We start from the raw sequence: 18947 nt of genomic DNA on the forward strand, positions 1-18947 counted from the left end.
CCTCCAACACCTCATCGCCACCTGGACCGGCACCTGCCCCACCTGTCGGCAGACCATCCCATGGCAGACCTACGACACCACCTAACAAAGCACTAGTAGTTGGCGGCGCGCCAGTGGGCGTCCAGTTCCGGGATCGGGTACGCGGTCATGTCCGCTCCTCGCTGCGGCGGTCCGGGCGTCTGCCGGCTGACCCGGCACCGACACCCTGCACCCGGTCCGACCCGCGGAGGCAGGGGAGGACCGGCCCTCGCAGAGGGACTGTCGGCCCTTCTTCGGTCCTGCCCCGGGGAGGGAAGGTGAAGCCGGTTGCACCGGTTCCCCCGGCCGGCGCAACACCGGCCCCACCATCCCCATGAAACCGGGAATCCGTGAGAGGACAGATACGTGAATCGCCCCCTGGTCGTCGGAGTCGACGGATCTCCCGAAAGTCTGGACGCCGCAGATTGGGCCGCACGCGAGGCCGTGCGCCGGGACTTGCCACTGCGCCTCGTACACGCCTGGTTGTGGCAGCCGCTCGACCTGCCCGTCACTCAGGACCGGGAGTCCGCGGCACGCCGCGCGCAGGACATCCTCAAGGCGGCCGAGGCCGACCTGGCCGACCGGTACCCTCAGCTGGAGCTGACGGCGGACGTACTGCAGGATGCGGCCGTGCCGGCCCTGCTGCGGGCCGGAAAGGACGCCGGGATGGTGGTCATCGGCTCCCGGGGCCACGGCGCCGTCTTGGGATTCCTGCTCGGATCCTACGGCCGGCAGGTCATCGCCGCCGCGGAGTGCCCCGTCGTCTCGGTGCGCGAGGCGAAGGGAGCGCCGGCTCCCGGCCCCGGGGAGGGTGAAGTCGTCGTCGGCCAGCAGGGCGGCGTGGCGGAGTGCGGCGACGTACTGCGGTTCGCCTTCGAGGCGGCAGCCGCCCGCGACACCACGCTGCGGGCCGTACGTGCTTGGAGTCTGCCCCCGATCTACGCCTACAGCCCGGGATCGATGTGGCTCGCCGACCAGTTCGGCGGCCTGGAGCCGTACGAGAAGGCGGCGCTGGAGCAGGCGCTGGAACCGTGGCGGCAGAAATACCCCGAGGTGGAGGTCGTCGAACACGTTGAGATGGGCAGCGGGGCGGAAGTGCTGCTGTCGGCGGCCTCCCGTGCCGAGCTGCTCGTCGTCGGACGGCAGGTCCGGCAGTCGGCGGTGGGGCCGAGGACCGGCTCCGTGGCCCACGCCGCGCTCCACCACGCACGCTGCCCGGTCGCCGTCGTACCGCATGTCTGAGTCCGTTGGCCGAGGCCATGACGTCTCGGGATTGTGTCGGCGCCGCGCATCTTCTGCGACAGCGCAAGGATCGATCTCTTCCTTCGCCTGCACCGGCGCTGCCTCCACGGGCGGCCGCGGTCACGCCTGACCGGAGTACCTCCGCTGGTGGCCAGGTCCATGTGGGTGCCGAAAGCCGATCGTGTCCTGGTGTGCAGGGGATGACCTGCCGAGGTCAGGAATCCGAGCCTTTCACGGGGACCCTTCGGCCCTGGTGCGCAGGCGCGGGCGCGAGGGAGGCTGGGGCCCACACATGAACGGACCGATCGTCCCGGCGGGAGGTGCGCGAGATGGAACTCGGGGCTATGGGGCGACCGTGCAGCATTGCTGAGGAGCTCACCCAGCACGGCCATCACGTGATCAGCGACGTGCCTGCCCCGGGACGTCCGTGTCGAGCAGACCCTCCATGCTCAGGCGGGGCGGATGGCCGAGCGCGGTCGCCGCCTCGCCGATCGCTCGCGCGGCGCGGGCCCGCAGGCCGGGGGCGGCCTCGCGGTCCTTTGCGCGCAGGCCGAAGATGGTCGAGCGGATGATCTTGATGGTCTCGTCCAGGTCATCCACGGCGCGGCCGACCCGCTCGGCGGCGCCATCGTGCTGGACGAGCCGGACGGCGCTCTGGAGGGTCATACCGGTGGCGAAGAGCCGCTGGATGGCAAGGTCGTGCAGGTCCCGGGCGATCCGGTCGCGCTCCTCCAGCAATATCAGCTGCTCGGCGTCCCGGCGCCGTTCGGCGAGCTCCAGGGCGAGCGCCGCCTGCCCGGCGTACGCGAGGAGCGGCTCCAGCTCGCCCTCGGTGAAGACAGGTTCTCCCACCGGGCGCGCGAGCAGCAGGACGCCCCGGCTCTCCCGGCCCGTCGTCCCCAGCGGTACGGCCACGGCCGGCCCGAATCCCTCGGCAGCCTGCGCGTCGGAGACGTACCGTTCGTCCCCTGACAGGGCGGCCGTGCTGACCGGCTCGGTCAGCACGTGCGCCTCGCCGGACAGCGTCCCGGCCCGTGGGAGGACCAGCCCGCGCCGGGCCCCGTAGTCTCCGCCCAGGGTGAGTTCGAGGACCAGGCTCTCGGCGCAGGGGACGGGCATGGCGATGTCGGCGATTACACGAGGCTGGAACAGGGCCGCGAACGCCACCCTCGGCTCAGGTGGTGACGGCACTCGGCCGCGCCTTGTTGCTGGACGCCGACGCCGTGGCGCATCTGCACCGACTGGCCAGCGCGGCCCCGCCGGTCCGAACACCCCGATCCGAAGCCGTGCCTCCGCCGCCCTGCGGACGCTCATCGCCAGCCATCAGCACGTTCGTCGGTGTACTCGCCCGGAACGCGGACTTCTCCCGGTTGTGGAACACCCACACCGTGCACGGCAAGACCCGAGCAGCCGAACACTTCCACCACCCAGACGTCGGCCCGCTCCATCTCACCTACCACGCCTTCGACGTGCGAGAGGCTCCCGGCCGGCAACTGATCGTCTACCACGCCGAACCAGACAGCCCCAGTGCCGGGGCCCTGGCCCTCCTCGGCTCCCTCCACGCCACACCCACACACGCCGCCACAGCACACTGACAGCTGCCCGTGGTGGCTTCAGTTCGGCGCGCGGCGGTCAGCGACAGAGGAGCGCCAGGACCTGCACTCGACGGGCAGTCCTGGCTGACACCGCTTATCGTCTGCGGGTGGCGCGGCTGCCCGGCTTCACTTCAGGTGCCGGGCGAAGAAACGGGCCCCGGCGTCCAGTTCGTGCTGCGGGACGCCGGTGTGCCCGCCCATGTTGGCGTGCAGGGTCTTCTCCTTGGAGCCGAAGGCGTCGAATAGGTCCAAAGCCGCCTGCCGATCGTTCCCCTCGTCGTCCCACTGCAGTAGGACCTGCAGCGGAACGGTGACCTTGCGGGCCTCCTCGAACATGGCGGCGGGCACGAAGCTCCCCGCGAAGAGACCGGCGGCCGCGATGCGCGGCTCGACCGCCGCCAGCCGGACACCGATTGAGATGACGCCCCCCTCGTACCCGACCGGGCCGCCGATCTCGGGCAGCGCAAGGAGGGCGTCCAGGGTGGCCTGCCATTCCGGGACGGCCTTCTCGACCAACGGGAGGATGAGGGCGTCGACGATCTCGCCGCTGACCGGCTCACCGGCCTCCATCATCCGGCGCAGGTCGGCGCGGGCCTGGTCGAGGACGGCCAGACGGGGCCGGTCACCGCTGCCCGGAAGCTCGACGGTGGCCACGGCGAAGTCGTACTCCGCCGCGTAGTACCGGGCCCGCCCTGCGAGCCGAGGGTACATCTTGCCCAGCCCGAGCGGCGGCGGGCTGATCAGTATCAGCGACGCCGGTTCGGAGGCGGACGCGGACTCGGGCGTCCACAGCAGGCCGGGGATCTCGCCGACGGTGAATTCGCGCTCGAGGACACCGTCGTCGAAGCGCTGCTCAGAAGTGAATCGCATGGTCGTGCCTTTCGGGAGTGCTCTTGAACGGCGCTCCCGGACGACCTATCGCCCGACCGTGACCCTGGAGGGGAGCACCCATGTCGATACTGCGTTCACGGGTACCACCTCCTTGTTCTCTCGCACGGCCTCGCGAAACCTAGCAGTGATCTTCGTGGTCCGCCAAACGGTTTCTTGCATGGCTCCGTGGGCGGATGCCCGGTGCTGCGTGGACGCCGAGTGACGACTGAGGCTCCGATCAGGCTCTGGGACGTAGTCTGAACTGACCAGGGCCAATCTTGGTGTGGTCGACAGTGCGGCGTCTCTCGCCCAGTCGCCCTCGCCGCCCGGGCTGTCGCCCGCATGGCACGGGCCCTCTCAGTGTCCATCAGCCGCAGCGCGGTGTTTCGGCTGCTCGATGCGTGGCCCGAACCCGAAGTCCAGTCCCCGCGAGTGGTTGGTGTAGATGAATGCGCCACGCCTCGAGGAGTACAAGCACTACCTGGACGAACGTTGGGACGAGGGCTGCACCAAAGTCAGCTACCCGGGTGAATGGGGCGCGACGAAGAAGCGTTGGCGTCTGGCCGTCGACCTGGCCGAGCGCGAGGCCCTGCCGTGCTACGCCGTGGACTGTCCGAACACCCCCCGGCCTACATGCCGGCCCACGCGTACGGCCCCTGTCACCCCCTCCGCCGTCCGGTGGGGCGGGCCCGGCGGCCCACCCCCTGGGGTGTCGCCCCGGGGTGAAGTAACCCCTACAGGAGGAACTGTCATGCCAGAGACGATCAGCAAGATCACCTTGACGCTTCAGACGGCGACGCAGGAGCGAGGGGAGCGAAACTTCAAACGGCGGGTCGGGGTGGAGGGCAACAGCAAGGTCTACCTCGGCATCGCCAGCCGGGAGTCCTCCTGCCGCCTGGCCGGCAACAGGGCGCCCATCCAGCCCGGCGACAGCAACACCATGGTGCGCTCTGGTTCGGGCATGCCCGCGGCGGCCGGCTGACCGGTCTGCAAAACCGTGTGCGAGCGACTGGGACGGGCTCTTACCCTCCGGGCATGGATCTTCGCGAAGAACTTCCGAGCGACAGAGAGTCTGTGCGGGACATCCACCTGCGGGCGTTCGGTGACCACGGGCTTGTCGTGGCTGACCTGGTCGATACCCTGCGGGGCACAATCACGCCCGCGGACGGTCTCTCACTGGTTGCTGAACTCGACGGGCAGACCGTCGGGCACGTCATGTTCACCCGCAGTCTGCTCGATGCCCCCCGGCGACTGGTTGAGGTGCAGGTGCTCAGCCCGTTGGCCGTCCTGCCCGAGCATCACAAACGCGGTATCGGCTCGGCCCTGGTCCGACACGGGCTGAAGACCCTCGCTGAGCGTGCCGTCCCCCTGGTCTTCCTGGAGGGCGATCCGGGCTACTACTCTCGCTTCGGTTTCGTGCCCGGTGGCGACCAAGGCTTTCGAAAGCCATCCCTGCGCATTCCAGATGGCGCATTCCAGGCCCTCAGGCTCCCGGAGTACGAGCCATGGATGACAGGGACACTGGTCTATGCAGAGCCGTTCTGGCGGCACGACGCAGTCGGCCTCCGCGACCCCAGCGCATAGTGCCCCGCGACCCTCGCCCCCAGTCGGGGGTGAGGCGCCGTGCGGATGCCGTTCACCGCCCTGCGCTACTTCGCACTGGACGGCACATACCATGCCGGCCACAAGGAGCAGGGCAGCATGAGCCGCCGCTACATCACCCGGCGGAACAAGCACGCCGCCGACACACGCCTACGCGAGGTAGTCGGCGGGGCGAACGTTGGCCTGATGCGGCACTAGGACACCGTCGCCCTGACTTGCAACGTCACGAACCCGAGCGTCCCACCGTATCCGCGCAGCCACTTCACAGCGCCCCGACCCGCGCGTGTGCACCGCCGGCGACCGTGTAGCCAATCTCCAAGTCGCCCCGGACCGGCCCGGCGGGAGACCGACACCTACCTCGAGCAGTACTGCAACAGGTTCACGTCTCTACGGACACGACGACAGTGCGCCAGAGAACGCCCCGCCGCCCGCCTCACCGCACCTGTGCGCCCTGGGGCGTAGTGGTCGGCGCACCGCGAGGGGTATTTCTGCCCTGTCAGGGCACACGAGGTCGGGCAGGGCGCGGGCGACGTCTGCCTGCCCGACGATTGGCGCCGCAGCGGCCGCGCCATCTGCCCGCTTCTTCTGTCGCGGCCGGGTCAGTTGGTCAGTTGCGTGATCGGTCCGCTCAGATCGCCGGTGACGACAAGGGCGAAGTCCTGCGGTCCGGCCAGCAGGTTGCGGGCGAAGACCTGGATGAGGTAGGTGCCGGCGGGAGGGGTATCGATGCGGACGACCTCTACGTTGTTGGTGCAGTCACTGCCGATCAGCGGGTTGGGCAGTCCCGTGTTCCCGGCGAGTTTGGTGCCGTCGGGGGCCTGGATGATCACGCTGATGTCGTTCTGGAGGCCGCGGCCGGGCAGGTCCGTGTACGCGAGGCAGAGCCGGAAGGGGGTGGCTGGTCCCGCGGTTACGTTGAAGCGCTTGCGTTCCCCGGTGCGCTGGAACTGCTTGGCCGGCTTCTGCCACGTGTCGACGAACTCGAGGTCGAAGTCCGCCGCCCCGTCGTGGGGGAGGGTGGTGGGCATGTGGATGGCGCCGAAGCCCTGGTGGTAGTGCGGGTCTTTGGCCGTCGAGTCAGGCCCTGACAGCCTGCGTGTGCCGTTGATCAGGGTGGCCTTGACGAGGGCTGCGCTGGGCTCGGTACTGCGCCGGTCGACGTAGTACTGGCGTACGAGTGCGGCGCAGCCCGAGACGAGCGGGGTGGCCATGCTGGTCCCGCCCATGTAGGCGTACCGGGGGTTCTGGGGGTGAAGCCCCCAGAAGTGCTTCGAGGGGGCGAGGGAGGACCGGGTGGACAGGATGTCGGTTCCGGGGGCCATGAGGTCCGGCTTGATGCGGAAGTCGTCACAGGGGCCGCGGCTGCTGAAGGCGGCAAGGGATTCGGGGTCGCCGGACACGCGTTCGGCGCCGATGGGCGGGTCGGGGTAGTCTCCCGGCCACAGGCTGTTGTAGGTGGCCTGGGAGAAGCCGCCGCTGGTGCGGTCGCTGCGGCTGGCTCCTACGGTGAGGGCGTTCTTGCAGGAGCCGGGTGAGCCGATGGATGCCCAGTCGACGAAGCCCTTGGGTGAGTTCAGGCGTACGCCGGCGGTTCCCTCGTTGCCGGCGGCGATGACGACGAGCATGTCGCGGCGTTGGTGGACGTAGGAGTCGACGTCGTCGGAGTCGATGGTGTACGCGGATCGGGTGGCGGCGCCCCAGCTGTTGCTGTGGATGCGGGCGCCGGCCTGGTAGGCGGGTTCGAAGAGATCGGCGAGGGAGAGGGGCAGTCCGCCGAGGTTTCCCGCCGCATCCATGATTGATTGGAAGTACAGCTTCGCTTCGGGAGCAGCGCCGCGGATCTGGCCCTGGGAGGCGGAGCCGTCTCCCAGCACGGAGCCTGCGACATGGGTGCCGTGCCCGTCCGGGTCGTCGCTGTCGCCGGGGCGGCCGAGCGCGACAACGCCGACGATGCGGCCCTGGAAATCGGGGTGGGTTTGGTCGAGGCCGGTGTCGGCGACCGCCACGGTCTGCCCCTTGCCGGTGAACGGGACACCGCTGCTGCCCGCCCCGTCGGGGACGATTCCCATCAGCCGGACGGCGAGGTCGTTGCACAGCTTCGGCGGGACGTACTCGACCATGTCCAGCACATCGGCGAGTTGGGGAATCTCCGTCTCCAGCGGGGACCCCTCGGGAAGCTTGAGCCGGATGCGGTGCGAGGCGGAGGCGATGAGGCGCAGGCCGGAAGAGGCCTCGTGCTCCTCGAGCCATGCCATGACCAACTCGCGGGCGCCGGGCGTCTCTGCCAGCCGCAGATCCCAGACGCGCCCGCCGGTGGCCGTCTTCGGCTCGCCTGCAGTGGGCGGGGCCGGCGATTCGGCCGCCCGCAGCCGGACGGGGGCGCCCACTCGGGGACCGTAGCGGTCGACGGAGACCACGAAGTCGAGGTTGGCCAGTTGGCCGGCCTGGGATTCGGTGGCGGCCGCGATGTAGGCGTTGACCGGGACGCTGCGCTGTAGCTCGACGCCGGTGGAGGCGATCTCGTCCCGGTACTGTTCGACGAGCGGTTCTCCGAGCTGGACGATCCACGAGGCGCGGTCGCCGGGGCCGACGGCCAGGACCTCCGCGTCGCCCTCCGCTTCGGGGGCGGCGGATCCGCCGGTCAGACGCCCGCGGGCCATGGCGGACGTCTCGCTGCGGACGTCGTCCAGTCTGCCGACGGTGAGTCCGGCGCTCTCCAGCTCAGGAATGTCACTCTCGGCAATATCTCCGACGACGTAGCTCTCGGTGGCGGTGGGGTTGCCGAGGATATTGAGCGCGGCCTGTTCCTCATGCTCGTGCATGAAGTATGCGATTACCCGCATGGCGGTTCCGTTTCCTGGGCGCGTTCGCGCGCCCGAGCAGGGAGGTGGGGTGCAGGGGAACGATCGCGGATCCACGCGGCGGACGCCGCGGCTGCCCCGGGCACCGGACGTCGGAGCCCAACTTAACTGCGGAGAGTGACGACGTGTGGGGAGGACACGCCTCCATCCGACGATTCGGGCGCAGGAGGCCGGAGGTATCGATTCAGCAACCGGCCGGACACGGTCGAACTCTCGAGCTCCCGCGGGCGAGCAGGCGGCACAGGGCCTCACGGGACTGCGGTCGGTGGTCGGGGGACAAGCCCGTCCCCAACCTCGCCTACCAAGCCGCCTGGCGTAGAGACCACACGTCCGCCGCCAGCCTGCTCCCACACGCCCTGACTGTTCTGCTCCGGCAGGTTGTGGACGGGTGATGCAGGTCTCGGCTGAGGGATCTTGAAATGGGTGAGGGCCTTCTGGCCTGGTGTGGATTGCGACATCTGCACCGGCCACCGGAAAGGCCCTCGTGCCCCACCGTAATGCCCCCTGACCGAGACCGGACGCCTGCGCCTGGCCCGCTGTGTGGTCGAGGACGCCTGGCCGCTTCGGCGGGCCGCCGAACGCTTCCCAGGCCGCGGCGCTGCTGCTGACGCCCCGATCATGCTGGGCTTCCCCGGCATCGGCTCCCAGATCGGCGCACGGTTCCTCGCGGAGATCGGCGATGACCGCACCCGGTTCGCCACCGTTGGCGGCTCGGCCGGCGCCGGCTGAAGATATCGACCGGCGTGAGCGCCAGCTGACGGCGATCTCCCGCCGTGTCACGTCCGAAGAGGCGGCCGCCCTGGCCACCTGCTTCGGCCCCGACGACTGCTACGGCGTCGCCTGGACGCTCGTGCACCTGATCGAGACGGCTCCCCATCCGGTGCCGCCGTGGGAGCATCCGGGTCCGGAAGCTGGCGACCGGGCCGAGGTTCTGCGCGGGCGATGGGGCGGCGGACCCCCTGCCGCTTGACGGCTCAACTCCATGAGGTGTCTTTCCACGCCATAGCCGGGGAAGAGGTCTGGCCTGTATCCGGGAGGCGGCGGCGTCGCCAGGGGTACATCCGCGGATTTGGCTGCCGAGCAAGAAGACAGGCAGGTGGAATCGAGCCCGGGCGTCGCTCGTAATCATGGGATGGGAAAGGGATGGACGGGCGCTGTTGCGGAGGCTGATCGACGGCGTGCTCCTCACGCTGTACATTCCCCGTCAAGATCATGATGTTCCGGTTCGGCCTTGGAACATCGATACACCCGTTGGCGCTGAGATTGATCATGGTTTGGGGTCCTGCTCGGCCTGCGGGCGCAGTTCGGTGTTGCGGCTGGGGCCGTGCCATTCCAGGCAGAGGACGGTGGCGTCATCGTCGAGCCGGCCGCCGTGGTGGTCCAGGACGGCGCGCATGAGACGGCGCAGGGTTTCGGGGACGGCCAGGCCGTCGGCGTGGTGGCGGATGATGAAGTCGGTGAACTGGTGCAGGCCGAACTCGCGGCCGCGGGCATCACGGGCTTCGATGACGCCGTCGGTGTAGAGCAGGACGCGGTCGCCGGGTTCGAGCTGTTCGCGGCACAAGGTGGCGGTGAGGCCCAGCTGGGTGCCGAGCGGGTGCGCCGGCGGGCAGGGCAGGGCGGCGGTCCAGCGTCCGCCGCGGATCAGGATCGGCGGATGGTGACCGCGGTTGATCCAGCTGAGCAGCCCGGTGACGGCGTTGAGGTCGGCCAGGATGGCGGTGGCGTAGCTGTTGTGGCCGAAGTGGTCGACCAGGACCTGCTCGACGCGCTCGCCGGTGGCGACCAGGTCGGTACCCTGACGGCGATGGTTGCGACAGGCCGCCACCGCCAGGTTCGCGGTCAGCCCGGCGTGGCTGTTGTGTCCCATGGCGTCGAATACGGCCACGTGCACCTGTTCGCCGGCGACCGCGTAGTCGAAGGCATCACCGCCGATCTCGTAGGCCGGTTCCATCGCGGCGGAGATCACCACGTCACGGTTGGCGAAGGAACGCGGCGGCATCAGATTCCACTGCAGCTCCGCGGCCACGTTCATCCGCCCGGTCCGCGCCAGGCGGGCGGCCGCGTCACTGCTGGGGCGCTTGCTGACCACCAGCATGCCCACCAGGGAAGCCACCGTCTGCAGATGCTCGACTCCCGCACCGCCGGTGAGGTCGGCCCGCAGGACGCCAAGTCGTTCGGTGCCGTCCAGCACGGGCACCCACCAGCGGCCGCGCTCTCCGCCGGACCCCCGCTGCGGCCGGTTGGAGACGAAGGCCCGGCCGGGCAGGGTGCCCTCCACCTCGAAAACCTCGCCGCCTTCAGCCGCGTCCAGTCCTCGGCCGGTCACTTCCCGCAGGATCTGCTCACGCAGGTCGGTCAGGTAGATCCGCGCATCTGCCATGCCGGCTTCCCCGGCGTGCCGGGCCACGAGCTCCGGCACCTGATCGAAGCCGGCCAGATGCCCCTCGGTGAGCATTCCAGTGAGCGCCTTCAGCACGCGTTCCGTGTTCACGCCGCTCACCTGATTTCCGCCTGGAAGGTTGTCCCCCTCCAGCATCCCAGGCTTCAGCTCAGGAAAGGGGGCACACACACCGCTGCCGAGGTAGCGCCCGGCGGATGCCGCCCCAGCGGCCCGGGGAAAGACGGCCGGGAGGGGCGCAGGCCGCTGGCCGCTGGCCGGTCAGGCGTGGAACGACGCCGTTGCGGGGCGGCGGGACCGGTTCATTGGAGTGCTCTGCCTGGACATGCGCAGGATCGTCGCAGTGCCGGCCGAGGAAGCGGAACAGCTGATCCAGGACCAGGTGTGGGAGGTTCGCCGGGTGACTGCGCACTCGCTCGGGAGGCCGAGGCCGGACTGCGTGAGGTTGTCGGCCCGCCGGACGTTCAGGAGGCGTTGTCGCAGATCAAGAGACTCGAACGCCCGCGTGAAACGCTCGCCGTGATGCCGCCGACGGTGGGGGCACCTTCGGCACTGTCCTCGCGAGCTCGGAGGCATACAGGGAGGCGGAAGATGCCGTCCGCCGACTTCAAGTCGTCCTTGCCCAGATCAGCCGCGCCAGTCCGGCAGTCGGCTGATCACGCTTCGATGACTGGTCTGCCGATCGCAGGGTGGACAGCTGGCAGGCAGTCCCCTGGGGGAGCCTAAATGGTGGAGCGGGCCTGGATCGGCAGTCGCCTGCGCTGTGCCGCAGTGTGGCGGCCGCGTGGCGGGCAGGGCTCCCTGGGAAGCCGGAGGGGGGTGACTGCCCAGGGAGGGCGCCGCTCGACTGCGGGGGAGCGGTGTGCATGCCGCTGCGACGTCTCATTGAACGATTCGCCAGTGCTCCGGTCACGGCTCGTGCCCCTCGGTGTGGTTGGCTCCCGTGCGCGCGCTGCGCCGGCGCTCGGTCGGCACGCAAACCTGCTCCCCCGGGTGCCACCATTGCGCTGCTGGGTTGAGAGTGGACGGACGCTTCCGGGGGAATGGTGGCGATCATGATCCTGAACCAAGGTGCTGACCGCGGTGATGACGTCGCCGAGGTCCTTGGCTTGTATCTGCAGATGGCGCGGGCACGCCTGGCCCGGCCCATTTCGAGTCTGTGGTCCGCGCGGCCCAGGCCACTTGCGGGCTCCTCACCGACGGGCACGAAGCCGTGGTGGCCGGCCCGGAGGGTGAGGATTTCACTGCCGATCTGCAGCGTGAGTACCTCACCCTGCCGGCAGTGATGATCACCGGGAGCCGCAACCACCGCGTGGTCGAGATGGCCGGCCCAGCAGGCAGCACTGGCTGGGCCGTCCTTCACCACACGGCCTGCCGGCAGCCGGCTGCGTCCACGACTGGCTTGGCACAAGCCTGGATCGACGAACGGCTCAGCGGCATCCTCCGCGCCGCATCCTGAGCCCGTGGGAGACGTGTACGCCTGGAAAAGCGGCCCTACGGATCGGATCGGGCTTGAGCACGCCCAGCCACGCCCAGCTTCGCGAGCGAGGCGAGCTGGTCGGCGGTGAGCTTGTCGCGCCTGCTCTTGGTGTTGGAGACGCATACGCCGAGCTTGACGGTCACCGGCTCCGCCTCGCCCTCGATCGAGACTTCTTCACCGTGGCGGCGCGGCACCCGCCGGTGGGCGCCTTCCCGCGTCCCACTGGTCAGGGCGCACCTACCACCGGGGAATCACCGCCAGGGTCTACGGCCAGGCGGTGCCCGTCGCCGTCACCGCCCTGGAGCAGCTCCAGGAGCACGGCGCCGACGGGGCGGTGTGGCGGCGGTTGGGACGGACCGGCGAGCAGATGTTGACGGCCGCGCTCGACAACCCCAACGGTGATGCCCCCTACCGCCCCGTCGGTGAACTTCTGCCCGCACCGCCTGCACACTGGCCGCTGCCTGCGCGTGCCGCCCGCTCCTCGGCGCGGGCGACGTGGTCGCGCCGGGAGGAGAGCACCGCGTGCGGCGGCGCCGGTACGGCCAGGGACCGCACCGTGTGCGGCATCTGCCACGCCGACGACGTCGCCCGCGAGGAAGCCGTCCGCCGCCAGGCCACCGCGCCGCCGCCCACGCAGGGCGACCAGGAGCCGGGATGGCCCACCCGAGGCCTCTTCCGCCGCGGAACCTGACCGCGACGCACGCTGGGGTAAGCCCAAGGGGAGCCTGGGCAAGCCGCCCCGAACACCAGCTTGCCCACCCCGGCCGGGGGCTTGTCGGCAGGGCAGCATCGGTCACGGTCCGCGGGGGCTTCCCGGCGAGGCCGGGGCGGTGACCGCGAGATCCGAGGTGCCGACTACGGGCGGTCTATACGGTGCTTGTGACGGTGACCGTGACGGTGACAGGTGCGGCCGTGCCGTGCCGCGCCAGGTAGGTCGTGACGGCGGTCCGCACGTCCTCGCGGAGTTGTCGGGCGACATCGACGACGCGGCGGTCCGCGTGGAGGATGCAGCGGACTTCCACGTTCCAACCGCCGTCCGCAGTGGGTTCGCAGCGGATGCCGGCGGCCTCGCGGTGCGGGGTGGTTCCTGGGGCCATGGCCCGGTGCACGGGGAAAGCTGCCAGCGCCAGCCGGTCGGCGAGGGTGGGCTGGAGCGCGGCCACGCCCGGAACCTCGAGGGCGGCCCTCGCTGCGGCTCGGTGGATGTTCTCGCGGTGGGGGGTGGTCATGGTCGGTTCAGCTCCGCCCGTGCGCCGCCGGTACGCGGGAGGGTTCCAGCACAGCGTTGATCTCCAGGTCCACGGTGGTGACGGCGAGGCCGAGGACGTGCTCGGCCGCGTGGAGGACGGCTCGGCGTACTTCCTGCGCTCGTCCTTGCAACGGCTGGTCGAGTGTGGCTGCCAACGTGATGGTGACGGCGTGGCTGCCCTTCGCGGGGGTCATGCGGCAGCTGGCGGCGCGGATGCCGGGCACTGTGTCGGCAGCGCGGCGCAGGACTTTCGCGGCGGCGCGCTCGGAGATGCGCAGGTCGTGGTCGGGGTCGTCCAGGAGCAGCAGGCTGCCCAGCCGAGCCTCGGCGCGGACCGCGTTGATGATCCGGGTGGCGAGGTTGTGGCTGTCGGACTGTTCCTCGGCGCGCAGAGCGCTGGTCGCCCGGTCCAGGGCTGTCAGTCCTTCGATGGCGTCGCGGCAGTAGGGGCAGCGGCTGCTGTGTGGATCTGCGGCGTCGGTCGCGTCGCGGGCCTGTTTCCAGGCACGGCCGAGAGGGCGTCCGCAGGGCAGCAGCTCGCCGCCGGCCAGCGCCTCGGCGTCGGAGCGCGGAGGCGCTTCGGCCCGGAGGGCACCGACCGTTTCGGGCGCGTCGCCGGAGGTGGGGTGCGGGTCGTCTAGCGCCATGGGCGCATCGCCTCCATCAGAGCGCGTCGTGCGCGAAAGAGTCTGCCGCGCACCGTTTGTTCGCTGCAGCCCACGATGTGGGCGATCTCGTCGTAGTGCAGGCCGTGCAGTTCCCGCAGGACCCAGCACACCCTCAGTTCGGGGCGCAATCCCAGGAGCGCTTTTGTCAGGGCGGCCGCCGCAGCGCCTGTTTCGGCGACTTGGGGCGGTGAACTCTCCGCGGCAGCGGGTTCGGGGAGGGTCTCCAGGGCCAGTGGGTGAGGTGGGTGGCGCAGTGTGTTGAGGCAGCGGTTCGTCACGATCCGGTACATCCAGGTACCGAAGGAGGCGCTGTGCCGGAATTCCGGCAGTCTCCTCCAGGCGCTGAGGAAGGCGTCCTGGACCGCGTCCTCGGCGTCCGTCCGATTGCCGAGGAGATGCTGGGCGAGGGCGAGCAGTCGGCCGCTGTGGCGGCGGACAAGGACGGCGAAGGCGTCTTCATCGCCTTCCGAGGCCCTCACCGCCAGCACGCCGTCGTCCAGGGTGTCGGCAAAGCCCTGCTCTGCGGCGACATCGGCGGACGGCGGCTTCGGCGGCCCCGTGGGGGGGCCTGCGCCGAGCGGGGGTGGGGCATCGCTCCGGTCACGCATCCGCCACTCGCTTCCTGCTGAAGACCTGCTGGAGACGCTGGTCGCGGCTTGCGTACGTACTCCTCGATGGTAGGCGGTGCGCGCCGCTCGAGCTGTGTGAGGAATGACGGTGCGAGGTGTCTTAAGGAATGAGCGCCGTACCGGCGCCCGGATGGACCTTCTGGGGAGGTATTCATGTCGGACACCACCAGCCCCGCCGGGGGCGGGAGTGAGTCACCTGCTGTGAGCAGCGCCCTCACGGGCCGCACCGGCGCAGGAACAGCCCCCGAGACGCGGGGCCGGACGACCATCGCCGACAGCGTGGTCGAAAAGATCGCGGGAATGGCCGCCCGCGAGGTACCGGGCATTCACAGCCTCGGCGCGGGTATGGCGCGCACGCTCGGGGCGGTGAGCGACAAAGTCGCCGGCGGCCGTCCCAGCGTCTCCCGCGGCGTGAAGGTCGAGGTGGGCGAACGGCAGGCCGCCGTGGATCTCGACGTGGTCGTGGAGTACGGGGTCGCCATCGCGGACATCGCCGCCGACGTCCGCACCAGCGTCATCACGGCCGTGGAACGCATGACCGGCCTCGAGGTCGTGGAAGTGAACATTGCGGTCGACGACGTCCACCTGTCCGGTGACGAGGACGAGGACGCAGGCGAGGGGCGCGTTCAGTGACCCTCGCATCCCGGACTCGCCGGGCGGAGAAACAACCGACGCGAAATTCAGGTGAGTGAAATGAGCGCAGCAACCGTGGGCCTGGTGGCCGGCATGGCCTTGGGCTTCGCCGCATTCTTCGGCGGCTTCTGGGCGTTTCTGCTCGTGGCGTTCCTGGGCTTGGTGGGCCTGATCGTCGGCCGCGTGCTGCAGGGTGACCTGGAGATGTCCGACTTCACGCGTTCCCGGAACCGGTTGTGAGCCCGCAACCTGCCCCCGCTGCGGCCGGGGAAGGTTCAGGCCCCTCCCGGCCGGTCCTGCCCGCGGCCGAACGCGGGGCCACGCTGATCCCGGACAAGGTGGTGGCGCGGATCGCGGTCCGCGCCGCACAGGAGGCACTGGCCACACAGACGGACACCTCAGCCGTTCACGCGAAACTGGCCGCTCCGCACGCGTCGGTCAGGACCGGCAGTGGCACGGCGCGGCTGGGAATGACGCTGGAGATGCCCTACCCGATGGACCTGGCCACTTCGTCCCGCCAGGTGCGGCAGTACGTCAGCGAGAGGGTCGCCCATTTGACCGGGATGCGCATCACCGAAGTCACTCTCGCCATCGAGCGTCTGGTCCCGGCCGAGGGCCTGAAACAGCGGCGCGTGGAGTGAACAGGTCTGTATCCCCCGGAAGGAGAGCCCGGCATGGAACGAGACCGAGACTGCCCGGTCGACGACCGGCAGCAACCCTCAGCGACCGACCGCCGGCAGTCCGCCTCGACCGAAGGGGAGCAGCCCACCTCGGCCGACGAGGTCACCTCCCGCACGGTGGGGCAGCTGGCCGAGCGGCCTTCCGCCGGCCCGCTGCCGACTGCCAGGCGCCCGTGGTCCGTACGCCGCATACCCGCCGCCCTGACGGCCCTGCTCGTCGCAGCTGCGGCCGGGACCCTCTTGTTCGACATCGTCCGGGTCCGGGTCGGCCAGCCGGCCGCAGCGTGGCGCACGCGCCTGGCCGGCGAACTGGCCACCCGCCCGCTGGATGACGTCTCGATACGGATCGGCGCGGCCGTCGTCGCCGTCCTCGGCCTCTGGCTGATCCTCCTGGCACTCACCCCCGGCCTGCGCAACCAACTTCCCCTGAAGCCTCCGGACGCCCGGATGCGTGCCGTACTGGACCGCGACGCGGCGGCACTCCTGCTGCGGGACGCCGCGATGCGCGTCCCCGGCGTCAGCGCTGCCAGGATCCGGGTCTTCCAGCACCGTGTCCGGGCGCGCGCCAGCGTGCGTTTCCGCCCCGCCGCCGAGGTCAAGAGCGATCTCGTGGTGGCGCTGCGGGAGGAACTCGACCGATGCGCCCTCGCTCACGCTCCCCGGCTCAAGGTGCGGGTCCGAGCCCGACCGAAATGATCTGAACCGACCTGCAATGTCCGTCCGCGGACGGACGCCGGCGAGCGTGGACAGGAGTGGATCCCATGAAGACGAAATCCGCCGTCAACCGAGTCCTGCTGTTCCTGGTCGGCATCGTCCTGTTCGCCACCGGCCTGCTGATACTGGCGGGCAGCTTCGACCTGTACCGGCGTCGGCACCTGACACCACCCGACGGCTGGCCCCTGACCACGCCCGGCGGAGTCCTGCTCGACGATGCCGAGCGCACCCGCTGGACGGACGAAGGATGGTGGTGGCCCGCCGTCATCGCCGTCCTGGCCGTCGTCCTCCTGCTCGCCCTGTGGTGGCTGCTGGCGCAACTGCGCCGCACCCGACGCGGCCACACCCCTGTAGGCGGTCCCCCTGTGGATGGGGTGGAACTGCGGGAGCGTGCCCTGCGCGACGCTCTCGCAGCCGACGCCCGGCACCTGCCCGGCGTGCACCGGGCCCGTGCCCGCATGGTCGGCCCGCCGAGCCGACCAGAAGCCCACCTCGACCTCACCCTCACCCCCGACAGCGACCCCGGCCCCGTGCTGAAGGCGCTGAGCGACGGGCCGCTGGAACGCGCCCGCCAGTCAACCGGTCGGACGCTTCCCGCGAAGACGCAGCTGCGGGTGACCCCGCACAAGGCCCACCGCGCCGAATAGCGTTCTCATCGGCCGGACCCGCTGAGAAGGCCCGACACCGGCTGCAAAAGACGGGCTCTGCCAGTGGACTACCCGCCCTGGCGGACCGTGTGGGGGCTCATGGCCCGCTGGGCCGCCTGCGGTGTCGTCGGCCAGGTCCGCGACGCGCGCTCTCCCACGGGATCGTGGGCGGACTCCGCCTATGCGGGCAAGGTCGTCATCTGGGCAGCCAGCACCCTTATGACCAGGCGGATCACCCGCAGCGGCCCCGGCACGTCGTCGTAGAGCCGCTGCGGACCTCTGAAGCACGGGGACATCGCGATCGCCGCCAGACGCGGGCAGGAGCCGCCTGATCTCCGGATCCTCACCGGCCTTCACCGCCGAGACGATCTGCTCGATCAGCCACCCGCCGTCCACGGACGCGTGAGATGGGCGGGACGGGGCCCAATCACGGTCGTCCGGCCCGTCCGGATCCACCCACTCAGAAGGCATCCCACATCCCCAACAGCCCCAGCCACTCAACCGTCACGCCTCCGGACCGGCCGCCTCACCCGCCACCAACCAGAGCAGGAAGCGAGTTGCCGCGGCCAGCCACCGCTCGACGCCGCCGCGCCGGCCGGCCGCGTCGCGGCCCCGGGGCGCCGTGCTCCGACGTCCGCGACGTTTCGACCTGCTCGTCGATGTCCACCAGAACTCCAGGGCCCGGGGCGGTGTGGTGTTGCTCGGGCTGGTGAGGTCGTACGGTCGGAAGGCGGGGCCGGCGGACGCCGGCCCGAGTTCGGATCGGGAGGCGCGTGTGGAGTCGCCGAGGGTGGCGCTGAGGGCGGAGCCGGACGGCGTGTGGGTGGTCGTCTGCTCCGGCGAGTTCGACCAGGACACGACGGGGAAGGTGGCAGCCGCCTGTGGGGGTGAGGCCGCCGACGCCCGGCTCCTCGTCCTCGACGTCACCGGCGTGACCTTCGCGGACTCTTCCTTCCTCAACGTCCTCATCCGGCTGCGCAATGCCCGCCCCGTGGTCTTGGCCGGGCCGTTGCCGCGCCAGTTGGAGCGGCTGTTGGAGATGACGGGCGTGCTGGCGCTGTTCACGATCCGTGACGGTCAGCCACCGGCGGCCTGACCACCTGGCCCCTGTCGGGAGATGTGGGCTGCTGGGTCGAGGAGGGCCCAGCCATGGGTCGTCCCGCACTTCCACGGGCAGGCCGGTCGTGTGGAGTGCTGCCGCCGTGGCGAGCGCGGTGGCGTGCTGCAGCCCCGGCAGCTCAGCGGGGGTGGGCCGGCGGCCGCGGCGGGGGCCCCGGCGGCGGAACGGGTGATCTCGAGCCGCGGTCCGGGGCGAGGAGCCGGGGCGGCAGCGCAGGGGTGTGCCGGATCAGGTGTGGATGCGGCTGTTGGGGCCTTCTCGGCCGTCGGCCTTCTCGTCGTTGAACCAGTAGTCGCCGGCGGCGAGGTAGCGGAAGGAGTGGGCGCTGTGGGCGGGCAGGGCGACGGTGGCAATGCGGGTGCCGTCGCCCTGTGGCCGGAGGGGGTGGGCGGCGGGATTCCAGTGGTTGAAGTCCCCGACCACGCTCACCGGCCCTCGGGGGGTGTCCTCGGGCAGGACGAAGGTCACCTGGGTCCGGCCCTTGAGCTGCTTGCGTTCCAGCACGGGAGTCTCCATCGAAGAAGGTGTCGAGGGGCTC

19 protein-coding genes and 5 pseudogenes are annotated in these 18947 nt (G+C 70.4%); 15 read left to right on the forward strand and 9 right to left on the reverse strand.

Annotation, left to right across the window (positions count from 1 at the left end):
* Positions 1 to 384: 384 nt before the first annotated feature.
* On the forward strand, positions 385 to 1260 hold the full coding sequence (locus AB0953_RS29435) for a universal stress protein (RefSeq protein ID WP_366862615.1): 876 nt from the start codon (positions 385 to 387) through the stop codon (positions 1258 to 1260).
* A 353-nt stretch (positions 1261 to 1613) separates the two neighbouring features.
* On the opposite strand, the pseudogene AB0953_RS29440 reads toward AB0953_RS29435, so the two are convergent.
* A pseudogene (locus tag AB0953_RS29440) lies at positions 1614 to 2394 on the reverse strand (histidine kinase); the annotation flags it as partial.
* Between AB0953_RS29440 and AB0953_RS29445 the strand changes: the two are divergent.
* A pseudogene (locus AB0953_RS29445) lies at positions 2395 to 2855 on the forward strand (hypothetical protein); the annotation flags it as partial.
* A gap of 126 nt (positions 2856 to 2981) precedes the next feature.
* On the opposite strand, the gene AB0953_RS29450 reads toward AB0953_RS29445, so the two are convergent.
* Entirely contained in the window at positions 2982 to 3725 is a 744-nt protein-coding gene (locus AB0953_RS29450; RefSeq protein WP_366862616.1) for an alpha/beta hydrolase, read from the reverse strand.
* Between the two features lie 751 nt (positions 3726 to 4476).
* Here AB0953_RS29450 and AB0953_RS29455 point away from each other — a divergent pair.
* The 3 genes and pseudogenes from AB0953_RS29455 to AB0953_RS29465 form a co-directional block, all read left to right on the forward strand.
* Positions 4477 to 4707, forward strand: a complete 231-nt coding sequence (locus AB0953_RS29455; RefSeq protein WP_366862617.1) for a hypothetical protein — start codon at positions 4477 to 4479, stop codon at positions 4705 to 4707.
* Between the two features lie 53 nt (positions 4708 to 4760).
* Positions 4761 to 5309, forward strand: coding sequence for an N-acetyltransferase (locus tag AB0953_RS29460; RefSeq protein ID WP_366862618.1), 549 nt, complete (start codon positions 4761 to 4763; stop codon positions 5307 to 5309).
* 51 nt (positions 5310 to 5360) lie between these two features.
* Positions 5361 to 5525: pseudogene (locus tag AB0953_RS29465) on the forward strand (transposase); the annotation flags it as partial.
* A 401-nt stretch (positions 5526 to 5926) separates the two neighbouring features.
* Here AB0953_RS29465 and AB0953_RS29470 read toward each other — a convergent pair.
* Entirely contained in the window at positions 5927 to 8170 is a 2244-nt protein-coding gene (locus AB0953_RS29470) for a S8 family serine peptidase (protein ID WP_366862619.1), read from the reverse strand.
* 697 nt (positions 8171 to 8867) lie between these two features.
* Between AB0953_RS29470 and AB0953_RS29475 the strand changes: the two genes are divergently transcribed.
* Complete coding sequence (locus AB0953_RS29475) at positions 8868 to 9158, forward strand: hypothetical protein (RefSeq protein WP_366862620.1); 291 nt, start codon at positions 8868 to 8870, stop codon at positions 9156 to 9158.
* A 297-nt stretch (positions 9159 to 9455) separates the two neighbouring features.
* Here the strand turns inward: AB0953_RS29475 and AB0953_RS29480 are convergent, their stop codons facing one another.
* Complete coding sequence (locus AB0953_RS29480; protein ID WP_366862621.1) at positions 9456 to 10682, reverse strand: PP2C family protein-serine/threonine phosphatase; 1227 nt, start codon at positions 10680 to 10682, stop codon at positions 9456 to 9458.
* A gap of 1123 nt (positions 10683 to 11805) precedes the next feature.
* Between AB0953_RS29480 and AB0953_RS29485 the strand changes: the two genes are divergently transcribed.
* Positions 11806 to 12048, forward strand: a complete 243-nt coding sequence (locus AB0953_RS29485) for a hypothetical protein (protein WP_366862622.1) — start codon at positions 11806 to 11808, stop codon at positions 12046 to 12048.
* Positions 12049 to 12083: 35 nt separating this feature from the next.
* Here AB0953_RS29485 and AB0953_RS29490 read toward each other — a convergent pair.
* Positions 12084 to 12284: pseudogene (locus AB0953_RS29490) on the reverse strand (hypothetical protein); the annotation flags it as partial.
* A 62-nt stretch (positions 12285 to 12346) separates the two neighbouring features.
* Here AB0953_RS29490 and AB0953_RS29495 point away from each other — a divergent pair.
* Complete coding sequence (locus AB0953_RS29495) at positions 12347 to 12760, forward strand: hypothetical protein (RefSeq protein WP_366862623.1); 414 nt, start codon at positions 12347 to 12349, stop codon at positions 12758 to 12760.
* A gap of 175 nt (positions 12761 to 12935) precedes the next feature.
* Here AB0953_RS29495 and AB0953_RS29500 read toward each other — a convergent pair whose 3' ends face one another.
* The 3 genes from AB0953_RS29500 to AB0953_RS29510 are packed head-to-tail and all read right to left on the reverse strand — an operon-like array spanning position 12936 to position 14594.
* Entirely contained in the window at positions 12936 to 13298 is a 363-nt protein-coding gene (locus AB0953_RS29500; RefSeq protein ID WP_366862624.1) for a hypothetical protein, read from the reverse strand.
* Between the two features lie 7 nt (positions 13299 to 13305).
* Positions 13306 to 13965, reverse strand: a complete 660-nt coding sequence (locus AB0953_RS29505) for a hypothetical protein (RefSeq protein WP_366862625.1) — start codon at positions 13963 to 13965, stop codon at positions 13306 to 13308.
* Positions 13956 to 14594 carry a sigma-70 family RNA polymerase sigma factor gene (locus tag AB0953_RS29510; protein ID WP_366862626.1) on the reverse strand — a complete coding sequence of 213 codons (639 nt, stop codon included), beginning with the start codon at positions 14592 to 14594 and terminating at the stop codon, positions 13956 to 13958. Before AB0953_RS29510 ends, AB0953_RS29505 begins: the two co-directional genes overlap by 10 nt.
* Positions 14595 to 14768: 174 nt before the next feature.
* Between AB0953_RS29510 and AB0953_RS29515 the strand changes: the two genes are divergently transcribed.
* The 7 genes and pseudogenes from AB0953_RS29515 to AB0953_RS29545 all read left to right on the forward strand — a co-directional run bounded on the left by AB0953_RS29515 (position 14769) and on the right by AB0953_RS29545 (position 18385).
* The gene (locus AB0953_RS29515; RefSeq protein WP_366862627.1) at positions 14769 to 15248 is read left to right on the forward strand and encodes an Asp23/Gls24 family envelope stress response protein; all 480 of its coding nucleotides are present in this window, start codon (positions 14769 to 14771) and stop codon (positions 15246 to 15248) included.
* A 60-nt stretch (positions 15249 to 15308) separates the two neighbouring features.
* Complete coding sequence (locus AB0953_RS29520) at positions 15309 to 15488, forward strand: hypothetical protein (protein ID WP_366862628.1); 180 nt, start codon at positions 15309 to 15311, stop codon at positions 15486 to 15488.
* Positions 15489 to 15586: 98 nt separating this feature from the next.
* Positions 15587 to 15889, forward strand: coding sequence for a hypothetical protein (locus AB0953_RS29525; protein ID WP_366862629.1), 303 nt, complete (start codon positions 15587 to 15589; stop codon positions 15887 to 15889).
* Positions 15890 to 15922: 33 nt separating this feature from the next.
* Positions 15923 to 16624, forward strand: a complete 702-nt coding sequence (locus AB0953_RS29530) for a DUF6286 domain-containing protein (RefSeq protein ID WP_366862630.1) — start codon at positions 15923 to 15925, stop codon at positions 16622 to 16624.
* A gap of 65 nt (positions 16625 to 16689) precedes the next feature.
* The gene (gene amaP / locus AB0953_RS29535; protein ID WP_366862631.1) at positions 16690 to 17289 is read left to right on the forward strand and encodes an alkaline shock response membrane anchor protein AmaP; all 600 of its coding nucleotides are present in this window, start codon (positions 16690 to 16692) and stop codon (positions 17287 to 17289) included.
* Positions 17290 to 17322: 33 nt separating this feature from the next.
* Positions 17323 to 17436, forward strand: a pseudogene (locus tag AB0953_RS29540) (transposase); the annotation flags it as partial.
* Between the two features lie 628 nt (positions 17437 to 18064).
* Entirely contained in the window at positions 18065 to 18385 is a 321-nt protein-coding gene (locus AB0953_RS29545; protein WP_366862632.1) for an STAS domain-containing protein, read from the forward strand.
* 252 nt (positions 18386 to 18637) lie between these two features.
* Here the strand turns inward: AB0953_RS29545 and AB0953_RS29550 are convergent, their stop codons facing one another.
* Positions 18638 to 18913 (reverse strand): isoamylase early set domain-containing protein, encoded by a 276-nt coding sequence (locus tag AB0953_RS29550; RefSeq protein WP_366862633.1) that lies wholly within the window; start codon positions 18911 to 18913, stop codon positions 18638 to 18640.
* Positions 18914 to 18947: the final 34 nt, after the last annotated feature.

The sequence above is a fragment of the Streptomyces sp. NPDC046866 genome (assembly GCF_040704625.1).
Taxonomy (GTDB): Bacteria; Actinomycetota; Actinomycetes; order Streptomycetales; family Streptomycetaceae; genus Streptomyces.

Bases quoted from the DNA above. Each gene is read 5' to 3' on its own strand.
- AB0953_RS29530 (WP_366862630.1), top strand. From the start codon at position 15,923: ATGGAACGAGACCGAGACTGCCCGGTCGACGACCGGCAGCAACCCTCA.
- AB0953_RS29500 (WP_366862624.1), bottom strand. From the start codon at position 13,298: ATGACCACCCCCCACCGCGAGAACATCCACCGAGCCGCAGCGAGGGCC.
- AB0953_RS29510 (WP_366862626.1), bottom strand. From the start codon at position 14,594: ATGCGTGACCGGAGCGATGCCCCACCCCCGCTCGGCGCAGGCCCCCCC.
- AB0953_RS29505 (WP_366862625.1), bottom strand. From the start codon at position 13,965: ATGGCGCTAGACGACCCGCACCCCACCTCCGGCGACGCGCCCGAAACG.
- AB0953_RS29520 (WP_366862628.1), top strand. From the start codon at position 15,309: ATGAGCGCAGCAACCGTGGGCCTGGTGGCCGGCATGGCCTTGGGCTTC.
- AB0953_RS29475 (WP_366862620.1), top strand. From the start codon at position 8,868: ATGACCGCACCCGGTTCGCCACCGTTGGCGGCTCGGCCGGCGCCGGCT.
- amaP (WP_366862631.1), top strand. From the start codon at position 16,690: ATGAAGACGAAATCCGCCGTCAACCGAGTCCTGCTGTTCCTGGTCGGC.
- AB0953_RS29450 (WP_366862616.1), bottom strand. From the start codon at position 3,725: ATGCGATTCACTTCTGAGCAGCGCTTCGACGACGGTGTCCTCGAGCGC.
- AB0953_RS29515 (WP_366862627.1), top strand. From the start codon at position 14,769: ATGTCGGACACCACCAGCCCCGCCGGGGGCGGGAGTGAGTCACCTGCT.
- AB0953_RS29455 (WP_366862617.1), top strand. From the start codon at position 4,477: ATGCCAGAGACGATCAGCAAGATCACCTTGACGCTTCAGACGGCGACG.
- AB0953_RS29460 (WP_366862618.1), top strand. From the start codon at position 4,761: ATGGATCTTCGCGAAGAACTTCCGAGCGACAGAGAGTCTGTGCGGGAC.
- AB0953_RS29470 (WP_366862619.1), bottom strand. From the start codon at position 8,170: ATGCGGGTAATCGCATACTTCATGCACGAGCATGAGGAACAGGCCGCG.